The 20,219-nt window shown below is 65.9% G+C and carries 15 protein-coding genes; 5 read left to right on the top strand and 10 right to left on the bottom strand.

Translation table 11 applies throughout. From position 1 onward, the window contains the following. The first annotated feature begins 100 nt into the window (after window positions 1-100). The 3 genes from ACSQ8Y_RS13175 (at window position 101) to ACSQ8Y_RS13165 (ending at window position 4,403) form a co-directional block, all read left to right on the top strand. Window positions 101-676 (top strand): Tn3 family transposase, encoded by a 576-nt coding sequence (locus ACSQ8Y_RS13175; protein ID WP_436269815.1) that lies wholly within the window; start codon window positions 101-103, stop codon window positions 674-676. A 106-nt stretch (window positions 677-782) separates the two neighbouring features. Continuing rightward, window positions 783-3,188, top strand: coding sequence for a beta-galactosidase GalA (gene galA / locus ACSQ8Y_RS13170; RefSeq protein WP_436266925.1), 2,406 nt, complete (start codon window positions 783-785; stop codon window positions 3,186-3,188). Window positions 3,189-3,428: 240 nt separating this feature from the next. After that, window positions 3,429-4,403 carry a glycoside hydrolase family 43 protein gene (locus tag ACSQ8Y_RS13165; protein WP_436266924.1) on the top strand — a complete coding sequence of 325 codons (975 nt, stop codon included), beginning with the start codon at window positions 3,429-3,431 and terminating at the stop codon, window positions 4,401-4,403. A gap of 5 nt (window positions 4,404-4,408) precedes the next feature. On the opposite strand, the gene ACSQ8Y_RS13160 is transcribed toward ACSQ8Y_RS13165, so the two are convergent. From ACSQ8Y_RS13160 to ACSQ8Y_RS13150, 3 genes are read right to left on the bottom strand one after another with little or no spacing between them, the layout of a single operon-like run. Beyond that, complete coding sequence (locus ACSQ8Y_RS13160) at window positions 4,409-5,113, bottom strand: response regulator (RefSeq protein WP_436266923.1); 705 nt, start codon at window positions 5,111-5,113, stop codon at window positions 4,409-4,411. After that, window positions 5,107-6,627 carry a DUF4118 domain-containing protein gene (locus ACSQ8Y_RS13155; protein ID WP_436266922.1) on the bottom strand — a complete coding sequence of 507 codons (1,521 nt, stop codon included), beginning with the start codon at window positions 6,625-6,627 and terminating at the stop codon, window positions 5,107-5,109. The genes ACSQ8Y_RS13160 and ACSQ8Y_RS13155 overlap by 7 nt, the downstream gene beginning before the upstream one ends. Further along, window positions 6,627-8,498 carry a potassium transporter Kup gene (locus ACSQ8Y_RS13150; protein WP_436266921.1) on the bottom strand — a complete coding sequence of 624 codons (1,872 nt, stop codon included), beginning with the start codon at window positions 8,496-8,498 and terminating at the stop codon, window positions 6,627-6,629. Before ACSQ8Y_RS13150 ends, ACSQ8Y_RS13155 begins: the two co-directional genes overlap by 1 nt. Before the next feature lie 122 nt (window positions 8,499-8,620). Here ACSQ8Y_RS13150 and ftsH point away from each other — a divergent pair, with 122 nt between their 5' ends. Next, the gene (gene ftsH / locus ACSQ8Y_RS13145) at window positions 8,621-10,630 is read left to right on the top strand and encodes an ATP-dependent zinc metalloprotease FtsH (RefSeq protein ID WP_436266920.1); all 2,010 of its coding nucleotides are present in this window, start codon (window positions 8,621-8,623) and stop codon (window positions 10,628-10,630) included. Here ftsH and otnI read toward each other — a convergent pair. The 5 genes from otnI to ACSQ8Y_RS13120 form a co-directional block, all read right to left on the bottom strand. After that, window positions 10,627-11,406, bottom strand: a complete 780-nt coding sequence (gene otnI / locus ACSQ8Y_RS13140) for a 2-oxo-tetronate isomerase (RefSeq protein ID WP_436266919.1) — start codon at window positions 11,404-11,406, stop codon at window positions 10,627-10,629. The two genes, ftsH and otnI, sit on opposite strands and share 4 nt — an antisense overlap. A 24-nt stretch (window positions 11,407-11,430) precedes the next feature. Beyond that, window positions 11,431-12,081, bottom strand: coding sequence for a 3-oxo-tetronate 4-phosphate decarboxylase (otnC, locus tag ACSQ8Y_RS13135; RefSeq protein ID WP_436266918.1), 651 nt, complete (start codon window positions 12,079-12,081; stop codon window positions 11,431-11,433). 224 nt (window positions 12,082-12,305) lie between these two features. Then, window positions 12,306-13,595 carry a 3-oxo-tetronate kinase gene (gene otnK / locus ACSQ8Y_RS13130; RefSeq protein WP_436266917.1) on the bottom strand — a complete coding sequence of 430 codons (1,290 nt, stop codon included), beginning with the start codon at window positions 13,593-13,595 and terminating at the stop codon, window positions 12,306-12,308. A gap of 10 nt (window positions 13,596-13,605) precedes the next feature. Then, window positions 13,606-14,517 (bottom strand): L-threonate dehydrogenase, encoded by a 912-nt coding sequence (ltnD, locus tag ACSQ8Y_RS13125; RefSeq protein ID WP_436266916.1) that lies wholly within the window; start codon window positions 14,515-14,517, stop codon window positions 13,606-13,608. Between the two features lie 37 nt (window positions 14,518-14,554). Continuing rightward, entirely contained in the window at window positions 14,555-15,886 is a 1,332-nt protein-coding gene (locus ACSQ8Y_RS13120) for an MFS transporter (RefSeq protein ID WP_436266915.1), read from the bottom strand. Between the two features lie 328 nt (window positions 15,887-16,214). Here ACSQ8Y_RS13120 and ACSQ8Y_RS13115 point away from each other — a divergent pair, with 328 nt between their 5' ends. Further along, a complete protein-coding gene (locus ACSQ8Y_RS13115) occupies window positions 16,215-17,189 on the top strand; it encodes a porin (protein WP_436266914.1) in 975 nt (324 codons plus the stop codon). A 276-nt stretch (window positions 17,190-17,465) separates the two neighbouring features. Here the strand turns inward: ACSQ8Y_RS13115 and ACSQ8Y_RS13110 are convergent, their stop codons facing one another. Both ACSQ8Y_RS13110 and ACSQ8Y_RS13105 read right to left on the bottom strand, forming a co-directional pair. Next, the gene (locus tag ACSQ8Y_RS13110) at window positions 17,466-18,947 is read right to left on the bottom strand and encodes an NAD-dependent succinate-semialdehyde dehydrogenase (protein ID WP_436266913.1); all 1,482 of its coding nucleotides are present in this window, start codon (window positions 18,945-18,947) and stop codon (window positions 17,466-17,468) included. 165 nt (window positions 18,948-19,112) lie between these two features. Continuing rightward, complete coding sequence (locus tag ACSQ8Y_RS13105) at window positions 19,113-20,102, bottom strand: succinylglutamate desuccinylase (RefSeq protein ID WP_436269814.1); 990 nt, start codon at window positions 20,100-20,102, stop codon at window positions 19,113-19,115. Window positions 20,103-20,219 lie beyond the last annotated feature (117 nt).

Below are 20,219 nucleotides of genomic sequence, written 5' to 3'. Positions count from 1 at the left end.
GGACTGGCGCGGCGAAGCCATCGACCTGCGCATCGAAGCGCACTGCGTCGACCACGCCTTCGCCGTCATGCATTTGCTCGGCTTCCGGTTCGCGCCGCAGATGGCCGATATGCGGCATGTGCGGCTGCACACCCTCGACAGCGGCCGGCACCCGGCACTCCAGCCGCTGCTCGGGGCGTCACTCCAGCCGCAGCGGGTGCGTGCGCATTGGAACGACATCCTGCGCCTGGCCACCTCGATCAAGCAGGGCACGCTGAGCGTGGCGCCGGCGCTGCGCAAGCTCGGCGGACAGCAACACGGCCTGGGCGCCGCGCTGCGCGAATTGGGGCGCATCGAGCGCACGCTGTTCATTCTCGACTGGCTGCACGACCCCGCGCTGCGCGGCCGCGTGCAGGCCGAACTGCACAAGAGCGAGGCGCGCGACGCGCTGGCCCGCGCCCTGTTCCGTGGCCACGCCGGTAGCCTGCGCGAGCATGACTTCGAACACCAGCGCTACCGCGCCAGCGCGCTGAATCTGGTCACCGACGCCGTCGTACTGTGGAACACGGTGCACCTGAAGCGCGCCGCGCGCGATGCCGGCCACGCGCCCGGCGACATTCTGCTGCAATCGCTCGCCCCCCTCAGCTGCAAGCACGTCGACCTGGGCGGCAGCTACGCCTGGGGACAGCGCCACTGAATTGGCCATTGCTCTTGCGGCGCCATCCATGCGGCGCCGGGCCAGGCATGACACAAGAGCATCCACAATAATCACCCCCAAGACGCATAATATGGAGACAGACTTAATGAAACTGGTAATTTATTCCTTGTTGTTCGCGCTGCTGGGCTGCCCGCCGGCACACGCCGGAGGCGGGCGCGAACGCAGCTCGCTCGACAGCGGCTGGCTGTTCCACCTCGGCGACATCCCGTTCCACGTCCCGGCCACCCAGGACGAAACCTATTACGCGACCAAGGCCGGCCTGGCTTCCGGCGGCGCGGCCGTCAAGTTCGACGATAGCGCATGGCGCAAGCTCGACCTGCCGCACGACTGGCAAGTCGAGCAGCCTTTCGATCCCAAGGCCAATATGGCGCAGGGATTCCGCCAGCGCGGCATCGGCTGGTACCGGCGCACCCTGGCCGTGCCGGAGAGCGATCGCGGCCGCCACGTCGAACTGGAGTTCGGCGCCGTCGCCACCCATGCCACGGTGTGGGTGAACGGCAATCTCGTCAACCGCAACTGGTCCGGCTATAACGAGCTGCGCATCGATATCACGCCCTACCTGCTGTATGGCGACAAGACGCCCAACGTCATCGCCGTCCGGGTCGATGCCAACGCCATGGAAGGCTGGTGGTACGAAGGCGCCGGCATGTACCGCCACGCTTGGCTGGTCAAGACCGATGCCGTGCATATCGTGCCGCAGGGCGTGCGCGTGACGCCGCGCCAGGTCAAGGGCAAGGTGTGGGAGATTCCGGCTACCGTCACCCTGGACAACGACGGCAAGCAGGGCGCGCGCGTCGATGTCGACATCGTCGTCACCGCGCCCGACGGCAAGCAGGTGGCCCGCCGCAGCACGGCGGTCGACGTGCCGGTGCTCACCCAGGTCACCGCGTCGCTGCCGCTGACGATCACCGATCCGGCGCTGTGGTCACTCGACAGTAACAAGCTTTACCACGTCACCACCACCGTGCGCCGCGGCGGCAAGACGATAGACCAGACCGCGCTCGACACCGGCTTCCGCTCGCTGCGCTTCGACGCCGCGCGCGGCTTTTTCCTCAACGGCGCGCACGTCAAGCTGCAGGGCGTGTGCCTGCACCAGGATCACGCAGGTGTCGGCGTGGCCGTTCCCGATGCGATTTGGGAGTACCGCCTGCGCCGCCTGAAAGAACTCGGCGTCAACGCGATCCGCTTCTCGCACAATGCCATTGCGCCGGAGGTCATGGACATGGCGGACCGCATGGGCTTTCTGGTGATGGCCGAAAACCGCAATTTCAACCCGTCGCCGGATTACATGAAGCAGTTCGAGTGGCTGCTCAAGCGCGACCGCCACCATCCGTCGGTGATCCTGTGGTCGGTGTTCAACGAAGAGCCGATGCAGGCCACCGAAGCAGGCTATGAAATGGCGCGCCGCATGGTGGCCGTGGCCAAGGCATTGGACGGCACGCGCCCGACCACCGCCGCCATGAGCGACGGCCTGCTCACGCCGCTGAACGTGTCGCACGCGGTCGACGTCGTCGGCGCCAACTACCAGATCCCCGAGTACGACAAATACCACGCGGCCTATCCCGACAAGCCGTTTACGAGCTCGGAAGACACCTCGGCCTTCATGACGCGCGGCGAATTCGCAACCGACAAGGCGCGCCATATCGAAAGCAGCTACGATGTCGAGCATCCAAAGTGGGGCAATACCCACCGCGACGCATGGCAAGCGATCGGCACGCGCGATTTCGTGGCCGGCGGCTTCGTCTGGACCGGCTTCGACTATCACGGCGAGTCGTGGCCGTACGCGTCGTGGCCCTCGGTCAGTTCCTTCTTCGGCATCATGGACCTGAATGGTTTTCCGAAGACCGCGTACTATATGCACCAGGTCCAGTGGGTCAAGGATCGCCCGCTGATCTACATTGCGCCGCACTGGAACTGGGCGGGCAAGGAAGGCCAGGAGATCGTCGTGCGGGTGATGGCCAACGTCGAGCGCGTGGCACTCCTGCTCAACGGCCGCGAGATCGGCCAGCAGAAGACCGACAGCTATCGCATGAACGACTTCAAGGTGGCCTATGAAGCAGGCGCGCTGGAGGCGATCGGCTACAACGGCGGCAAGGAAGTGGTGCGCACCCGCGTCGAAACCACCGGTCCGGCCGTGACGCTGGACCTGGTGCCGGACCGCGCCGAGCTGGCGGGGGACGGCCGCGACGCGATGCCGGTCACGGTGCGCGCGCTCGACGCGCAGGGCAGGGCGGTACCGCTGGCGGACGATGACGTGACATTCGAGGTCGCCGGTGCCGGCAAGTCCATCGGCCACGGCAATGGTGATCCGAATTCGCACGAAGACGAGAAGGGCAAGACGCGCAAGCTGTTCAACGGGCTGGCGCAGTTGCTCGTGCAGAGCAATCGGGACGGCAGCGGTGCGATCGAGGTGCGCGCCAGCACGCCGGGGCTCAAGCCGGCCATGGTGAGCATTCCCGTGAAGGCAATGGCGGCGGACGCCGTCCGATAGGCCGGCGCCGCATGTCAGGCCATCCCGTGCAAGCCGGGCTTGCACGGGATGGCCTGTGTACAATCTCCCGTGCTACGGGCAATAGCGGGGGGCGAGGCTATCCGGGCGCGCTGAAACCCTCTATTCCCCAAACATATTCGGAACATCCAGGCAATTTCCGTGATACCATTCACTTGGTATCGATAACATAATACAGCCCCAACCAGCTGTGCTTGGCCACTCTCCATCCAATTACACAAAATGAAAAAAGCATTTCTTGCCCTGCTATGCCTCATCTCCGGCTGTGCCAGCCTCGCGCCGCCTGCCGCGCCCAAGGCCTACGTTTTTGCCTACTTCACCCAGAACGGTGAAGACGGCCTGCACCTGGCAGCAAGCGACGACGGCTATCGTTGGGACAAGCTGAACGGTGGCGGCAGCTACCTGACCCCCAAAGTAGGCACCTCCAAGCTGATGCGCGATCCCTGCATCGTGCGCGGCCCGGACGGCACCTACCACATGGTCTGGACTTCGGGCTGGAACGAGAACAATATCGGCTACGCCTCATCAAAAGACCTGGTCACCTGGACCGAGCAAAAGGAATTGAAAGTGATGGCGCACGAGCCGGGCGTGCTCAACGCCTGGGCGCCGGAGATCACCTACGATGCGAAGCGGGGCGAGTTCCTGATTTTCTGGGCCTCCACCGTGCCGGGCAAATTCCCGCAGACCGAAGGTTCGTCCGAGGAAAGGTACAACCACCGGATGTATTCGACGACGACCAAGGACTTCGTCAACTTCACCCCGACCAAGCTGTTCTACGATCCCGGCTTCAGCGTCATCGACGCCACCTTCCTGCGCGCCAACGGCCGCGACTATTTGCTGATCAAGGACGAGACGCTCAAGCCGCCCAAGAAATACCTGCAGGTTGTCGACGCCGAATCGATGCAAGGCCCGTTTGGAAAACCGGGCGCCCCGATCACCAAGCCCGGCCTTTGGGTCGAAGGCCCGACCGGGCTGCAGATCGGCGCCGACGTCATCGTGTATTACGACGCCTACCAGTCCCGGCGTTACGGCGCCCTGCGTTCGCGCGACCTGCTCAACTGGGAAGACGTGTCGGACAAGATGCACTTCCCGGACGAAGGCACGCCGAACCGGATGCGGCACGGCACCGTCATTGAAGTGCCGGCGGCGCTCGTCTCCACTCTGCGCGCTGCCCAGGGCGGACAGCAAAGCCGTTGATATAGCTACGGCCTCAGCCGGTATCCCACGCCGGTTTCAGTGAGCAAGTGCCTGGGTTGCGCAGGATCGGCTTCGAGCTTCCTGCGTAAATGCGCCATGTGGATGCGCAGGTAATGAACGCGTTCAACATAGCCCGGCCCCCAGGCCTGCTGCAGCAGCCGTGTATGCGTCAGCACTTTGCCGGCGTTTTCCACCAGCACCGACAAGAGCTTGTATTCGAGCGGCGTCAGGTGCACATCCTCGCCCGCGCGGGTGACTAGGCGTTCCTCGGCATGAACGACGATGTCTCCGAATGAAAAATTGCCTGCTGCCTGCCCAGCCTTGGCAGGCGGCGCAAGCCGGCGCAGGTGCGCCCGGACACGCGCCACCAGTTCCGCGACGCCGAATGGCTTGGTCAGAAAATCGTCCGCGCCGGCATTCAACGCGGCCACCTTCTCGGCTTCCTGATGCCTCGCGGAGACGACGATGACGGGCGCCGGGCTGAAGTCGCGCAGACGCGCAATCAACTCGACGCCGTCGATGTCGGGCAAACCGAGATCGACCAGCATCAAGGCCGGCGCCAGGGCCTTGGCCTGCGCAAGCCCGCTGGCGCCCGAAGTCGCTTCGGCGACAGCAAAGCCCGCGCCTTCCAGCGTCGTGCGCAAGACCATCCGGATATGCATGTCGTCTTCAATGACGAGTATCGCTGCGTTATTCACTGGAATTAACATTCTGGAGGTGGCGACAAGGGAAGGAAGAACAGCACGCGCGAGCCGCCGCGCAGCCGGTTCCGGATCCGGACTTTGCCGTCGTGCGCCTCGATGATGGTGCGGCACAGGCGCAGCCCGAGGCCGCTGCTGCGGTCCGAGCGCAAGGACGGCGCATGCGTTTCATCCGGCTCATGCGGCGCATCGCCAAGCAAATGCTGCGGCAAGCCGCAGCCGTCGTCTTCCACGACGAGCACCAGGCAACGGCTGCGAAAGCGCGCCTGTATCCGGATCCAGCTCGCGCCGAGCGCGTGGCGCACGGCGTTGTCGAGCAGGTTGCACAGCGTGCGTTCGATCAGCACGGCATCGAACTCGGCCAGCTGCTGCTCGCCCAGCACGTCCACGCTGACGGCAAAGCGGCCCAGGGCCGCGCTTTGCAAGGCGATGGCGCTGCCGATGACCTCGTCGGCCATATACCAGTCCTTGGCCAGTTGGATGCCGTCCTGGCTGAACCTGGCCTGGTCGAGCAGGTTGGCGATCACCCCGTTCATGCGCACCGCCACGTCGTGGATGGAGGCGGCGAGTTCCCTTTGATGCCCATCGCCGCCCTCCATCAGGTTGGCTGCCAGTCCGGCGATCGCCGTGATGGGCGTGCGCAAATCGTGGGACACCGAGCTGAGCACGGAATTGCGGAAGCGCTCGACCTTGATCGCGACGGCGCTCGCAGCGGCGAGGTCGGCCAGATGGACGCGTTCCAGGGCCAGCGCCAGCTGCGCCGCCGCCGTGTGAAGGATGCCTTCGCTGTCGGGCGGAACAGGGGCGGAAAAATCCTGCGGACCTACCACCAGCACGCCCCGTATGGCCGCCGGCGCGTCGAGTCCGAAATAGTACAGGCCCGCCGAGGCCACGTGCGCGCCCGTCCCCTGCGCCGGCCGCGCCATGAGGGCGCTGGCGATCCGCAGCATCGCATACGAGGCCTGCAGGCCTTCCGGATGCGAACCGGCGGCGCGCAGCTCGCCGTCGGCCGACGGCACCAGCACGATAGCCCGGCCACCGCACATCATGGCTACGTGGCCCGCACCGGCCCGCACCACAGCGGCCAGGTCGGCCGCCGCCGCCAATGCCACCGACATTTCGCGCAGCAGGTTCGCCTGCCGCGCCCTTGCTTCCGCCAGCGCGCGCTGATGGCCCAATCCTTCGGTCAGATGGCTGGCGATGAGCGAGACGATCAGCATCATCACAAAAGTGAGGGCGTGCTCGGGATCGTGGACGGTCACCGAGTGGTAGGGCGGGACCAGAAAAACGTCGTACAAGAGGACGGACAGGAGCGAGGCCAGTATGCCGGCGTTCTTGCCCACGAATACGGTGATCGCCAATACCAGTAAAAGGTACAGCAAGACTATATTCACCTGCAGCAGCGTGTCGCGCAGGGCGATGCCGGCGAGCGTCACCAGGCCGCAGGCCAGGAGCGGAATGCCGATGGCGCGAACCGTAAGGAACGGTGCGCCGCCGCCGGCGGCGCGTAGATTACCTGTCATTAAATCTCGATCTGTGTGCCAAGTTCGATGACGCGGTTGGCGGGCACCTTGTAGTACTCGGCCGCATCGCGCGCATTGCGCGACATCATGGCGAACAGCGCGTCGCCCCAAAATGGCATTCTACCTCCCGGGCGGGGAATCACGGTCTGCCGGGCAATGAAGAACGAGGTTTCCATCATCTCGTAGCTAAAACCAAGTGCCTGGGCCGCGTCCAGCGCCTGGATGATGTCGCGTTCCTCCTTGAAACCGTAGTGCACGTTCAGCTGCCAGCATTGGTGCGGCAATTCGAGCAGTTCTATCCTTTCGCTTTCGGCTATCACCGGGATGTCCCGGTTGATGACGGTCAGGAAGACGGTGCGTTGATGCAGCACCTTGTTGTGCAGCAGATTGTGGAGCAGGGCATGGGGCACCCCGTCGCCCTCGGCCCGGAAGAATACTGCCGTGCCGGCCACGCGGTCGGGCGGCGCGGCGAACAGCGAATCGAGGAAGGCGTCGAGCGGGATGGCGTGCTGCTTGAGGTTCTCGAACAGCGACAGCCTGCCGACATGCCATGTCAGCATCAGCGTCAACATCACCGCTCCCATGATAATCGGGAACCAGCCGCCCTCGGCGATCTTGAGCGTGTTGGACGAAAAGAATGCCGCATCGATGAGCAGGAAAAATCCGGTGGCGGCCCAGCACAGGACCAGGTTGTACTTCCACTGGTAACGAATGACGAAGAAAGTCAGGATGGTGGTTGTCAACATGGTCGTGCTGACCGCGATACCATAGGCGCCGGCCAAGCCGGAAGACGAACCGAAGCCGATCACCGCAGCGAGGACCACAGCGAGTTGCAGCCAGTTTGCAAGCGGAATATACACCTGCCCAATCTCGCGCTCGCTGGTGTAGACCACCTTCATCCGCGGCAGGAAGCCCAGCGAAATTGCGGACTGGGCCACGGAGAAGGTGGCCGATATGGTCGCCTGCGCCGCGACGATTGCCGCGATCGTCGCCAGGGCGACAAGCGGCAGTATGCTCCAGCTGCCCAGCTGGTAGTAAAAGGGATTGACGACCGCGGCCGGATTCGACAGCAGCACGCTGCCTTGGCCGAGGTAGTTGAGCACCAGTGCCGGGAACACGAAGATGAACCAGGCCAGGCGGATCGGACGTTTGCCGAAATGGCCGAGGTCCGCGTACAAGGCTTCGGCCCCTGTCAGCGCCAGGAAGATGGCGCCCAGCGCGATGAAGCCCAGCCACTTGTTGGCCGCAAAGAACGACAGGGCGTGCGCGGGATTGAATGCGGCGAGGATGGCCGGTGTCTGCGCAATATTGACTACGCCCATGGCCGCGAGTATGGCGAACCATGCCAGCATGGCCGGTCCGAACCAGCGTCCGATTCCTGCTGTGCCATGCCGCTGCAGCACGTACAGGCCGATCAGCACCCCGACGGTAAGGGGGATAACCGAACTTTTGAAGGCCGGTGTCGCGACCTCCAGGCCTTCAATCGCGGACAGCACGGTCATCGCGGGGGTGATGACGCCGTCGCCAAAGAACAGGGCCGTTCCGGCCAGGCCTACCAGCATCAATGGGAAATACCAGCGCGATAGCCGGGTGACCGAGGCCAGCGCCAGCGCCATCAGCGCCATGACGCCGCCTTCTCCCCGGTTGTCCGCGCGCAGGATGAGCAGGACATATTTCAAGGAGACGATGATGATCAGCGACCAGATGATGATGGACACCGCACCGAGGATATTGACCGCGTTCAGGGCGATGCCGTGCTGCGGCGCGAAGATTTCCTTCATGGTGTAAAGCGGGCTGGTGCCGATGTCGCCGTAGACGACGCCGAGGGCGCCTAGCGTCAGGAGTGGTATGCCGGTCTGTGCTGGTTTCATGCGCTTCTTCTGGTGTGGATGATGCGCTGAATATACCTATGGCAATATAAACTTAGTGTATAGATTGGGGCGGGACAGCGCCTTCCTGAACTTTATTCCGCCCGCGCTGCCTAACCGGGATAATGAAACGCGACGACAAGCATCAACTCTCCAAGCCCGTCCCGCCTGCGAGCAATCCGCCGGTCGGCGGCAAGCCTCCTGGCCAGGGCGGTCTGCCGCCAGGCAGGGCGTGGCTGCTGTTCGCCATGGTGCTGTTCGTCAATTACCTGGTGATGAAGCTGTACTTTCCCGGCGCGGAGACGCCGGTGAACATTCCTTACACGGTCTTCAAGCAGGAGGTGGCCAAGGGCAACGTCACCTCGATCTACAGCCGCGACGTCGGCATCGAGGGACGCTTCGCGGCGCCCGTGACGTGGCCGCCGGCCGGCGGCGCGGGGGCGCGGCAGCACGCCGGACCGCAGGCGCAGCAGCCGAGCCGCAGCGCGCGCGCCTTCACCACCACGCTGCCGGCCTTCGTCGACCCCGGCCTGGAGCAATTCCTGATCTCCAACAAGGTCGAGATCAGCGCGGTGTCGATACGCGAGGACAGCTTCTGGGGCACGCTGCTGTACGGTTTCGGCCCGGCACTGCTCATCATCGGCTTCTACGTTTGGCTTTACCGGCGCACGGCGCAGCAGGGTGGCGGCATGGGCGGCTTGTTCGGCATCGGCCGCAGCAAGGCGCGCCGCTACGACCAGGATCAGGCCACGCGCACCACCTTCGACGACGTGGCCGGCATCGACGAGGCGGAGAACGAACTGGTCGAGATCGTCGACTTCCTGAAAGACCCTGGCAAATACACGCGCCTGGGCGGCGCCGCGCCCAAGGGCGTGCTGCTGGTGGGCGCGCCGGGTACCGGCAAGACGCTGCTGGCCAAAGCGGTGGCGGGGGAGGCGGGCGTGCCCTTTTTCTCGATGAGCGCCGCCGAGTTCGTTGAAATGATCGTCGGCGTGGGCGCTGCGCGGGTGCGCGACCTGTTCCGCCAGGCGCGCGAGCACGCGCCGGCCATCATCTTCATCGACGAGCTCGATTCAATCGGCCGCGCGCGCGGCCAGATCGCCATCGCCGGCACGAGCGAGCAGGAGCAGACCCTGAACCAGATCCTGACCGAGATGGACGGCTTTTCCAGCCGCGAGGGCATCATCGTGCTGGCCGCGACCAACCAGCCCGACGTGCTCGACAAGGCGCTGCTGAGGCCTGGCCGCTTCGACCGGCGCGTGGTGGTCAACCTGCCCGACAAGGCCGGCCGCGAAGCGATATTGCGCGTGCACACGCGCAAGGTGCCGCTGGCGCGGGACGCCAGCCTGGCCGACCTGGCCGGTGCCACGCCCGGGCTGGCCGGCGCCGACCTGAAGAACCTCGTCAACGAGGCGGCCCTGCTGGCGGCGCGCCGCAACCAGGACGAGGTGCACCAGAAGGACTTCATGGACGCGCTGGAAAAAATTGTGCTCGGCCCCGAACGGCCCATCCTGCTGAGCGCGGCGGACCGCGAGCGCATCGCCTACCACGAGAGCGGGCACGCCATCCTCGGTCTGCTCGTGCCCGGCTCGGATCCGGTGCACCGGGTCACCATCGTGCCGCGCGGGCAGGCGCTGGGCGTCACCTATCAGCGGCCGCAAACCGACCGCTACAATTACCCGGAGGCCTATCTGCGGGCCCGCATCATCGGCATGCTGGGTGGGCGCGTGGCCGAGACCATCGTCTACGGCAGCAAGACCACGGGCGCCGAGAACGACATCGAGCAGGCCACCGATATTGCCAGGAATATGGTGACCCGCTGGGGCATGAGCGAGGAGCTCGGGCTGGTCCAGCTGGCGCCGCAGCATAATCCCTACCTGGCCGTGCCGAGCTACGGCGGCGTGAAACCGGTCAGCGAGGAAACCGCCCGCCTGATCGACGTCAACGTCCAGCGCATCATCAAGGAATGCCACGACGAAGCGGAGCGCCTGCTGGGCCGGCACAGGCGGGAGCTCGACGCGCTGGTGCAGGCCTTGCTGGACCGCGAAACCCTGGACGAGAAGGAAATCCTCGCCGTCACCGGCCTGCCGCCCGCGCCCGCGCTGGACCGCCGCGGCGCGGCGGGGAAAACTTAGCTGCGCGCTGCCGCCAGCCAGCCCAGTCCATCCTCGGTGCGCCCCCGTGGACGGTATTCGCAGCCGACCCAGCCCGTGTAGCCGAGCTCGTCGAGCAGGCGGAACAGATAGGGGTAGTTGACTTCGCCGTCGTCCGGCTCGTGGCGTTCCGGCACGCTGGCGATCTGCACGTGGCCGATGGCGCCGGCGTATTTTTTGAACGTGGACGCCAGGTCGCCCTCGACGATTTGCGCGTGGTAGAAGTCCATCTGCACCTTGACGTTGGGCGCGCCGGAAGCCTCGCGCAAGGCGTGCGCCTGTGCCTGCGACTGCAGGAAGTAGCCCGGCATGTCGCGCCCGTTGATCGGTTCGATCAGCACGTCGATGCCGTGCTCGGCGAACACGCCTGCCGCGTGGCGCAGATTGTCCAGATAGATGGCGTGCAGTTGCTGCGGGTCGGCGCCGGCCGGCGGCAAGCCCGCCATCATGTGCACGCGCGGCACGCCCAGTTCCAGCGCATAGGCCAGACCGCGTTCGACGCCGGCGCGGAACTCGGCCTCGCGCCCGGGCAGCGAAGCGAGCCCGCGCTCGCCCACCGCCCAGTCGCCCGGCGGCAGGTTGAACAGCACGACTGCGAGCCCGTTTTCACGCAGCCAGCCGGCCACCTGCTGCGGCGGATAATCGTAGGGAAACAGGAATTCGACGGCACTGAAGCCGGCCCGCGCGGCGGCGGCGAAGCGCTCCGGAAACGGGACTTCGTTGAACATCATGGTGAGATTGGCGGCGAATTGCGGCATGGTGCGGCTCCGTTGCGAGTGCGTTTACAAGTCCAGCCCGAAGGCGGACTTCAGTTCATCGACCTGCGCGGCGTCGAGCGGCCGGGTTGGCACGTCGCGCAGCATCAGGAATAGTTTGGCGGTTTCTTCGAGTTCCTCGGCCGCGTACACGGCCGCCTCCAGCGATGCGCCCGACACCACCGGCCCGTGGTTGGCCAGCAGCACGGCCGAGTGGCGCTGCGCCAGCGCGCCGATGACGCCGGCCAGCGCCGGGTCTCCCGGCCTGTGGTAGGGCGCCAGCGGCAGCCGGCCTATCTTCATCACGAAGTAAGGCGTCAGCGGAGGAATGCAGTCGTTGTGGTTCAAGCCGCACATGCAGGACACGGCCGCCGAGTGTGTGGCGTGCAGGTGCACGATGGCCCCTGCGCCCGGCCTGGCCTGGTACATCGCCAGGTGCAGCAAGGCCTCCTTGGACGGCGGTGCGCCGCTGAGCAGCTTGCCGTCCCAGTCCAGGTGCGACAGGGTGGCCGGGTCGAGCCGGCCCAGGCAGGCGTTGGTCGGCGTCAGCAGCCAGCCGTCGTCCAACCGCACGCTCAGGTTGCCGCTGCTGCCGGCTGTCAGGCCGCGCTCGAACAGGGAGCGGCCCAGGCTGACGATCTGCTCGCGCTGCCGGCTCTGTTCAGCGCCGCTGTGCACGGCCGCGCCAGCGCAGGCGCTTATGCCGGCGCGGGAGGCAGCGCTGGAGCCAGCGTTTGAGGCGGCGCTGGAGCCAGCGCTTGAGGCAGCGTTTGAGCCAGCGCTGGAGCCAGCGTTTGATGCAGCGTTTGATGCACCGTTTGAGCCAGCGCTGGAGTCAGAGTTTGAGGCAGCGTTTGAGCCAGCGCCTGTCTTAGCGTCCAGGTCAGCGTTCAGGTCAGCGCTCATGCCAATTCCTCCCAGGCTGTCAGGAAGAAGTCGGGCGCGCCGAAGTTGCCCGATTTAAGCGCCAGCGCCAACGGCCGCGCGGCGCCATCCGGCGCTGCGCCGTCCAGCATGGCGCTGGTCCATGGCACGCCGGGGCAGATTTCCGGGCCGATGCGCAGGCTGCGCACGCCCAGCGCTTTGACCACCGCGCCCGAGGTTTCGCCGCCGGCCACGATCAGCTGGCCCACGCCCAGCTTGACCAGACCCTGCGCGATGGCCGCCAGCGCGTTCTCCACCAGCGCGCCGGCCGCTTCCACGCCCAGCCGCGCTTGCAGCGCCTGCACCGCTTCCGGCGTGCTGGTGGCGTAAAGCAGCAGCGGCGCGCCGCCGCCATGGGCCGCTGCCCATTCCAGCGCCTCGGCCACCAGGTCGGCGCCGTCGGCGAGCCGCTCCGGATCGACGTGGAAGGAGGGCGCCTGCTCGCGCATGCGCGCCACTTGCTGGCGGGTGGCCAGTGAGCAGCTGCCGGCGACCACGGCGCGCCAGCCGCCGGTGGCGGGCAAGGCGCCGGCCGCCGCGTGCGGCGCCAGCAAGCCGATGCGGCGGAAATTCTCGGGCAGGCCGAGCGCCAGGCCCGAACCGCCCGTCAGCAGGGGCAGGGTGGCGCAGGCCGCGCCGATTTCCATCAGGTCGCTGTTCGACAGCGCGTCGACCACCGCGTAGCGGCAGCCCTGTTCGCGCAGCTCGGCGAAGCGCGCCGCGATCGCGTCCGCGCCCTGCGCCACCACGCTGGTCTCGGCCAGGCCGACCTTGCCGCGCACCTGCTGCTGCAGCACGCGCACCAGGTTGGCGTCCGTCATCGGCGTGAGCGGATGGTGGCGCATGCCGGACTCGCCCAGCAGCACGTCGCCGACGAACAGATGGCCCTTGTAGATGGTGCGGCCATTGGCAGGGAAAGCCGGGCAGGCGATCGTGAAGCTGCTGTCGAGCGCCTGCAGCAGCGCCTCGGCCACCTGGCCGATATTGCCGTCCGGCGTGGAGTCGAAGGTGGAACAGTATTTGAAGTAGAACTGCAGGCAGCCGGCCTCGCGCAGCGCATCCAGCGCGGCCAGCGATTCGGCGACCGCGTCGGCGGCCGGGCATGTGCGCGACTTGAGCGCGATCACCACCGCGTCGACGTCGTCTGGCAGGGGGCCGTCCGGCACCCCGATCAGCTGCACCGTGCGCATGCCGGCCTGCACCAGCATGCCGGCCAGGTCGGTTCCGCCGGTGAAGTCGTCGGCGATGCATCCAAGGAGTATGGTCATGACCGTCTCCTTATGCTTTGGGGGCCGGAGGAGCCGGCAGGGTAATGCCGGGGAAGACCTTGACCACGGCCGAGTCGTCCTCGCCGCCGTGGCCGGCCGCCGAGGCCTGCATGAACATCTGGTGCGCGGTGGCCGACATCGGCAGCGGGAATACGCTCTTCTTGGCGTAGTCGAGCACGATGCCGAGGTCCTTGACGAAGATGTTCACGGCCGACAGCGGCGTGTAGTCGCCCTTCAGGATATGCGGCACGCGGTTCTGGAACATCCAGGAACTGCCGGCGCTGTTCGAGATGACCTCGTACAGCGCGTCCGGATCGCAGCCGGCACGCAGGCCCAGCGCCATGGCCTCGGCGGCGGCGGCGATGTGCACGCCGGCCAGCAGCTGGTTGATCATCTTGACCTTGGAGCCCTGGCCAGGCTGGTCGCCCAGCCGGTAGAGGCGCGAACTGATGGCGGCGAACAGCTCGGCGCAGGACTGGAAGGCGTCCGGCGCGCCGGACGCCATCACCGACATCTCGCCGCTGGCCGCCTTGGCGGCGCCGCCGGAGATGGGCGCGTCGATGAAGCGCAGTCCCATGGCGGCCAGGCGCGCGCCCAGCGCTTCGGCGAATTCCGGCGCCACGGTGGCGCTGGCGATCACCACCGAGCCTGGGGCCAGGCGGGCGGCAGCGCCGTCGGCGCCGAACAGCACCTGTTCGGTTTGCTGTGCGTTGACCACCACGATCAGCAGTGCTTCCACATTGGCGGCCAGCTCGGCCGGCGAGGCCGCCGCGCGGGCGCCGGCTTCGGCCAGCTTGCGCACCGGTTCCGGCCGCACGTCGCAGGCGTGGACCTCGAAGCCCGCGCGCAACAGCGATTGCGCGATGCCGATGCCCATGGCGCCCAGGCCGACGACGCCGACGCGTTTGATTTGATGTGTCATGTTGGTTTGCTCCTGCTGCATAAGAATGAAAAGGGGATCAGCGGTTCACCAGCCTGGCCGGCACGCTCAGCACCAGCGCCGCACCGCTCACCAGCACGCCGGCCAGCACGTACAGGGCGATGTCGGTCGACTGGGTGGCGTCCTTGATGACGCCGATCAGGTAGGGGCTGGCGAAGCCGGCCAGGTTGCCGACCGAGTTGATGGCGGCGATGCCGGCGGCGGCCGCCACACCGTTGAGGAAGGAAGTCGGCAGGCTCCAGAACAGCGGCGCCGAGGCCAGTACGCCGGCGGCGGCAAGCGACAGGAAGGCGATGGCCACGCCGGTGTGGTTGGTGCCGGCCAGCGCGCTGCCGACCAGGCCGACGGCGCCCATCAGCATAGGCGTGACCAGGTGCCAGCGGCGTTCGCGCTGCTTGTCCGAACTACGGCCCAGCAGCAGCATGGCCACCACCGCCGCCGAATAAGGAATGGCGGTGAACATGCCCACATTGAGGACGCCGGTGATGCCGGCCGTCTTGATCAGGCTGGGCATCCAGAAAGTCAGGCCGTACTGGCCCATCACGCAGCAGAAATAGATCAGCGCCATCAGCCACACGCGGCGGTCGGAGAACAGCGCTCCCAGCGAGGGATGGACCGCCTTGCCTGCGACGTCCTGCGCAATGCCTTGCTCCAGCACGCGCTTTTCGCCCTCGGTGAGCCACTTGGCCGAGCGGATGCCGTCGTCCAGGTAAAGCAGCACCGCTACGCCCAGTATCACGGCGGGAATCGCTTCGAGCACGAACATCCACTGCCAGCCCGTCATGCCATGCACGCCGGTGAAGGACTCCATGATCCAGCCCGACAGCGGGCCGCCGATCACGCCCGAGAGAGGAATGGCCGTCATGAAGGTGGCGATGATGCGCGAGCGGCGCGCGGCCGGGAACCAGTAGGTCAGGTACAGGATGATGCCGGGGAAGAAGCCCGCTTCGGCCAGGCCGAGCAGGAAGCGCATGAGGTAGAAGGAGGCCGGCGTTTCGACGAACATGAAACAGCCGGAAATGACGGCCCAGGTGAGCATGATGCGGGCGATCCAGACGCGCGCGCCGACCTTGTGCAGGATGACGTTGCTGGGCACCTCGAACAGGAAATAGCCGAGGAAGAACACGCCGGCGCCGAGGCCGAACACGGTGTCGCTGAACCGCAGGTCGTGCAGCATCTGCAGCTTGGCGAAGCCGACGTTGACCCGGTCCAGATAGGCCACCACGTAGCACAGCATGAGGAAGGGGATGATGCGCCATGTGACCTTGCGGTACACGGCCGATTGTTCAGCGCTTGAAGAAGTTGCGCCCAGACCGCCCAAGCCGGCGGTGGGGTTTCCCGAATTTGTCATTGTTGTCTCCTGTTGTAGGTAGGTGCTTCATATCGTGCCGCGGTAAAACTGTGCTAAAGCTGTATGAAATCTGTTTAGTTGTATGTTATGTGTGGGTCTCGTCAGTGTCAAGCTGTATATTTTTCGACCCGGAACGAGCGCAGCATATTCGATTGCCAGCGATGCCCAATTCGCTGCTTTCTTGCTGTGGGCATGCCGTCTTTCGACGAATTGTGTGGCAGAGGTACCGTTAAATTATGTAGGTGGCGCAGGTGTGCAAAAGCCCAAAGAAGCCGATGTTTTTTAGATCCGCCTGCGCTGCTTTCAAAACAAATAACGGGAGAACCACATGAAGAAGTCCTTGCTCGCGCTGGCAGTTTTCGGCACCTTTGCCGCCGCCGCTTCCGCGCAGTCGAACACCACCATTTACGGCATAGTCAACATAGGCACGGTCTATTCGAAATCCGATGTCGCCCCTACCCGCTGGGGTGTCGACAGCGGCGGCTGGTACGGCTCGCGCCTCGGCTTCCGGGGTACTGAAGACCTGGGCAACGGCCTGTCGGTTGTCTACCAGCTTGAAAACGGCTTCAGCCCGGACACCGGCAATCTGGGCCAGGGCGGGCGCTTGTTCGGCCGCCATTCATGGGTGGGCTTCAAGGGCGATTTCGGCACCGTCAGGTTCGGCCGTTCCTGGACGCCGACCTACTGCTTGCTGACGGATGTGATCGATCCCTTCGAGGACGGCATGAGCGGGGCCGCCGGCGCGTTCTTCGGCCGCAATATCTTCAATGCCATCGATATCCGCATGCAGAACGCGGTGTTCTATAAGCACACGATAGCCGGCGTGACAGCCGACGTGGCCTATTCCCTGGGCGAAGTGGCCGGCAACGCATCGGCCAACCGGCAGATCAGCACGGCATTCACCTACGGCACGGGCCCGCTGAAGGCCGTGTTGGGCTACCAGAACATCAACGATGTCGCCGGCACGGGCACCGCCAGGCTGGCGTTCGTCGGCGGCAGCTATGACTTTGGCATGGCGAAGCTGCACTTCGGCATCGACCAACAGAAAACGGACGCCGCCGGACTGCAGACCGTCGATGCCAGCGATGTGCTGCTGGGCGTGACGGTGCCGGTGGGCGCCGGCCGTGTGCTGGCTTCCTACAACCGCCGCAATGACCGCATGCGTGCCAATGTCGACATGTCGCAGTTCGCGGTCGGCTACACCTACGACCTGTCCAAACGCACTTCGCTGTACACCTCCTACGGCCACGTCAACCTGAACGACGCCAACCGCGTCGACTTCGGCATTCGCCACAAGTTCTGACCGGCTCAAGGCCGTAGCAGTCTGAACGCAGCATGCCCGTGATTTTCACGGGCATGCTGCGTTCCCAATTTGTCATTCCCGCGCAGGGCTCGGCACCCCCGCGTGAATCCATGCTACGCCTTTGAACATGCGAAGTATGGGTTTCCGCCTGCGCGGGAACGACAGGTATTTCGAGGTGCCCTATATTAAAAAAGCGCCTGCTCCCCGAAGGGAGACAGGCGCAGGAGTGCGGGACGGTCTCGCTTAAGTGCTGCCCCGCGAGGGGCGGGCCCGCGTTTAGGCAAGGCCGCCCTGGCACTGGTATTTGGTTTGCATGTAGTCGTCCAGGCCGTGGCTGGAACCTTCGCGGCCATAGCCCGACTCCTTGACGCCGCCGAAAGGCGCTGCTTCGGAAGCCAGCGCACCTTCGTTGATGCCGACGATGCCGGTCTGCAGCCGCTCGGCGACGCGCGACACGCGCACGATGTCGCGCGTATAGAAGTAGGCGGCCAGGCCGAAAGGCGTGTCGTTGGCGAGGCGGAGCACCTCTTCTTCGTCCGAGAAACGGAACAGCGCAACGACGGGACCGAAGGTCTCTTCGGAGGCCAGCGCCATGTCGTGGTTGGCCTCGGCGATCACCGTCGGCGCGAAGTAGTTGGGGCCGTCGGCGACATTGTTCCTTACCCGCTTGCCGCCAAGCAGCAGCTTGCCGCCGCGGGCCAGGGCGTCCTGCACATGGCTTTCGATCTTGTCCACGGCGCGGCTGTTGATCATCGGGCCGATTTGCGAGTCCTCGCGACTGGCCGGGCCCATGCGCAGCGCTTCGATGCGGGCCGAGAGCCGCTGCGCGAATTCGGCATAGACGGCGTGGTGCACGTAGACGCGGTTCGGGGACACGCAAGTCTGCCCGCCGTTGCGGAACTTGGCCGCCATCAGGCCGCCGACCGCCGCGTCGAGGTCGGCGTCGTCGAACACGATGAAGGGCGCATTGCCGCCGAGTTCGAGCGACAAGCGCTTCAAGGTGCCGGCGGACTCGCGCGCCAGGTGTTTGCCGACCGCCGTCGAACCGGTGAAGGTCACCTTGCGTACCCTGGAGTCGGCCAGCCACGCGCCGACGACTTCCGCAACCTTCTCGCGCGAGGAGGTGACGATATTGAGCACGCCCGGCGGAATGCCGGCTTCCTCGGCCAGCTTGACCAGCGCCAGGGCCGTCAGCGGCGTATCCTCCGCCGGCTTGGCGATGACGGTGCAGCCCGCCGCCAGAGCAGGGGCGATCTTGCGGGCGATCATCGCCAGCGGGAAGTTCCACGGGGTGATCGCGGCGACGACGCCAACGGCTTCCCTGGTCGCCATCATCTTCTTGCCGCGCACCTGTTCCGGAATGATCTCGCCGTAGGTCCGGACCGCCTCTTCGGAAAACCATTCCACGTACGCGCTGCCGTAAGCGACTTCTCCGCGCGCTTCCGCCAGCGGCTTGCCTTGTTCGCGCGAGATGATCTTCGCGAGGTCTTCGGTATTGGCGACGATCAGCGCGTTCCAGCGCTTGAGGAAGCGTGCCCTGTCGCGCGCCGGCAGCGCGCGCCAGCCGTCGAACGCGGCTTGCGCGGCGGCGGTCGCCGCTTGCGCGTCGGCCGCGCCGCTGTCCGGCACGCTGGCGAAGGCGGCGCCGGTGGCCGGGTCGGCAACCTCATGGCGGGTGCTGCCGATGCCGTCGCACCAACGGCCGTTGATGAAATTCTGCTGCTGGAGCAGGTCGCTGCGGGTAAGAGTCAGTGGCATGGTGAATAGTCCTTAGGTGGAAGTACGCGATGGGGACGCGCTGGCACGCTTGTGCGCTTGCGTTGGTATCATCTTAGTTCCGCTTGCGCGGCGGGAATGCGCAAGCGGTGGCGGCGAAAACGGCGGAAATTGCGTATTTCGCGCGCGTTCGGCATGTTGTGCCGGTCAGGCCAGCAGCTGCCCGAGGCGCACCACGGTCACGCCGGGGCGGAGCTGGCGCAGGGAGGGCATGACGAGGACGCAGTTGGGGTAGGGCGTCTGCACCGCTACGCCGTCGCGCCAGCCGATGACGGAGCCTGCTTCAGGAAACGTCTCCAGCCCGGTGTAGTTGCCGGCGAAGCGGAAGTCCATGCTGGACGCAAGCACGGGCTCGGTGACCCGGACCACGCGCGGGGCTGTAACCGCGGCGGCGGATTGCGCTTGACGCCATGCGGGCGGCAGGTCCGCCGCCTCGGCGATGCCGTGCAGGACCAGGAAGCGCGCCGTCACGTCCCTGGCGACATCGGCCGCCGCGGCCTCCCAATGCTGGCCGCATTCGACCAGCACGGCGTTTTTTGCGCTGCCCGGATCGCCGAAGCCGGCATAGTCGCGCATGCGCCGGCCTTCCGGGTGTCCCTCGTCGCTGACGATCCAGCCGGGCGCGCCGAGCTCGCGCGCCATGGCGATGCCCTTGTCCAGCGGACCGCTCACGGACAGCGGCGCCGAGCGTTCGTGCATGGAATGCAGGTCGAGCAGGAAGTCGACCGTGTCGACCAGCGGGCGCAAGGCGCGCGCCCGGCGCAGCTCGGACGAGTCGAGCGCGGCATCGTCGAGCACCGCGGCGGTCCAGACGCGGTTGAAGTCCTGGTCGATGAAGCGCGACGCGTCCGGATGGGCCGGATCGAAGCGCTGGTAGGCCTCGGCGTTGGCGAACACCAGCGTCAGCCTGCCTTTGCGCGGCCGGATGCCGAGATCGAGCAAACCCTTGACGGCGATGGCGCCGCACACTTCGTTGCCGTGCGTGAGCGCGGCGACCATCACGTGCGGCCCGGGCAGGCCGCTGTCGAAGCTGTAGGCGTAGGGGATGCCGGCGTTGCCTTCGGCGTAGCAAACGATGTCCGGAAAAGCGACTTCAATCGGGTAGCCGGGTAGTACTTCCCGGCCGCCGTCGGGCATGGCGGCGGCATGGTGGGACTGTGCATTCATGAAGATAGCTCCTTGAAGATAAGGCTACCTCAAATAACCGCCAACTTGTCATTCCCGCGCACGCGGGAATCCATACTATGCCTCCGA

It is taken from the genome of Pseudoduganella sp. LjRoot289 (genome assembly GCF_964252925.1).
GTDB lineage: Bacteria > Pseudomonadota > Gammaproteobacteria > Burkholderiales > Burkholderiaceae_D > Rugamonas.
Note: the sequence above shows the minus strand (reverse complement) of the source record. Positions and strands in the feature narration are given on the sequence as shown.

What these genes read in the sequence shown, in the direction of transcription:
- ACSQ8Y_RS13175 (WP_436269815.1), top strand. Translation starts at nt 101, where the DNA reads ATGGCCGATATGCGGCATGTGCGGCTGCACACCCTCGACAGCGGCCGG.
- galA (WP_436266925.1), top strand. Translation starts at nt 783, where the DNA reads ATGAAACTGGTAATTTATTCCTTGTTGTTCGCGCTGCTGGGCTGCCCG.
- ACSQ8Y_RS13165 (WP_436266924.1), top strand. Translation starts at nt 3,429, where the DNA reads ATGAAAAAAGCATTTCTTGCCCTGCTATGCCTCATCTCCGGCTGTGCC.
- ACSQ8Y_RS13160 (WP_436266923.1), bottom strand. Translation starts at nt 5,113, where the DNA reads ATGTTAATTCCAGTGAATAACGCAGCGATACTCGTCATTGAAGACGAC.
- ACSQ8Y_RS13155 (WP_436266922.1), bottom strand. Translation starts at nt 6,627, where the DNA reads ATGACAGGTAATCTACGCGCCGCCGGCGGCGGCGCACCGTTCCTTACG.
- ACSQ8Y_RS13150 (WP_436266921.1), bottom strand. Translation starts at nt 8,498, where the DNA reads ATGAAACCAGCACAGACCGGCATACCACTCCTGACGCTAGGCGCCCTC.
- ftsH (WP_436266920.1), top strand. Translation starts at nt 8,621, where the DNA reads ATGAAACGCGACGACAAGCATCAACTCTCCAAGCCCGTCCCGCCTGCG.
- otnI (WP_436266919.1), bottom strand. Translation starts at nt 11,406, where the DNA reads ATGCCGCAATTCGCCGCCAATCTCACCATGATGTTCAACGAAGTCCCG.
- otnK (WP_436266917.1), bottom strand. Translation starts at nt 13,595, where the DNA reads ATGACCATACTCCTTGGATGCATCGCCGACGACTTCACCGGCGGAACC.
- ltnD (WP_436266916.1), bottom strand. Translation starts at nt 14,517, where the DNA reads ATGACACATCAAATCAAACGCGTCGGCGTCGTCGGCCTGGGCGCCATG.
- ACSQ8Y_RS13120 (WP_436266915.1), bottom strand. Translation starts at nt 15,886, where the DNA reads ATGACAAATTCGGGAAACCCCACCGCCGGCTTGGGCGGTCTGGGCGCA.
- ACSQ8Y_RS13115 (WP_436266914.1), top strand. Translation starts at nt 16,215, where the DNA reads ATGAAGAAGTCCTTGCTCGCGCTGGCAGTTTTCGGCACCTTTGCCGCC.
- ACSQ8Y_RS13110 (WP_436266913.1), bottom strand. Translation starts at nt 18,947, where the DNA reads ATGCCACTGACTCTTACCCGCAGCGACCTGCTCCAGCAGCAGAATTTC.
- ACSQ8Y_RS13105 (WP_436269814.1), bottom strand. Translation starts at nt 20,102, where the DNA reads ATGCCCGACGGCGGCCGGGAAGTACTACCCGGCTACCCGATTGAAGTC.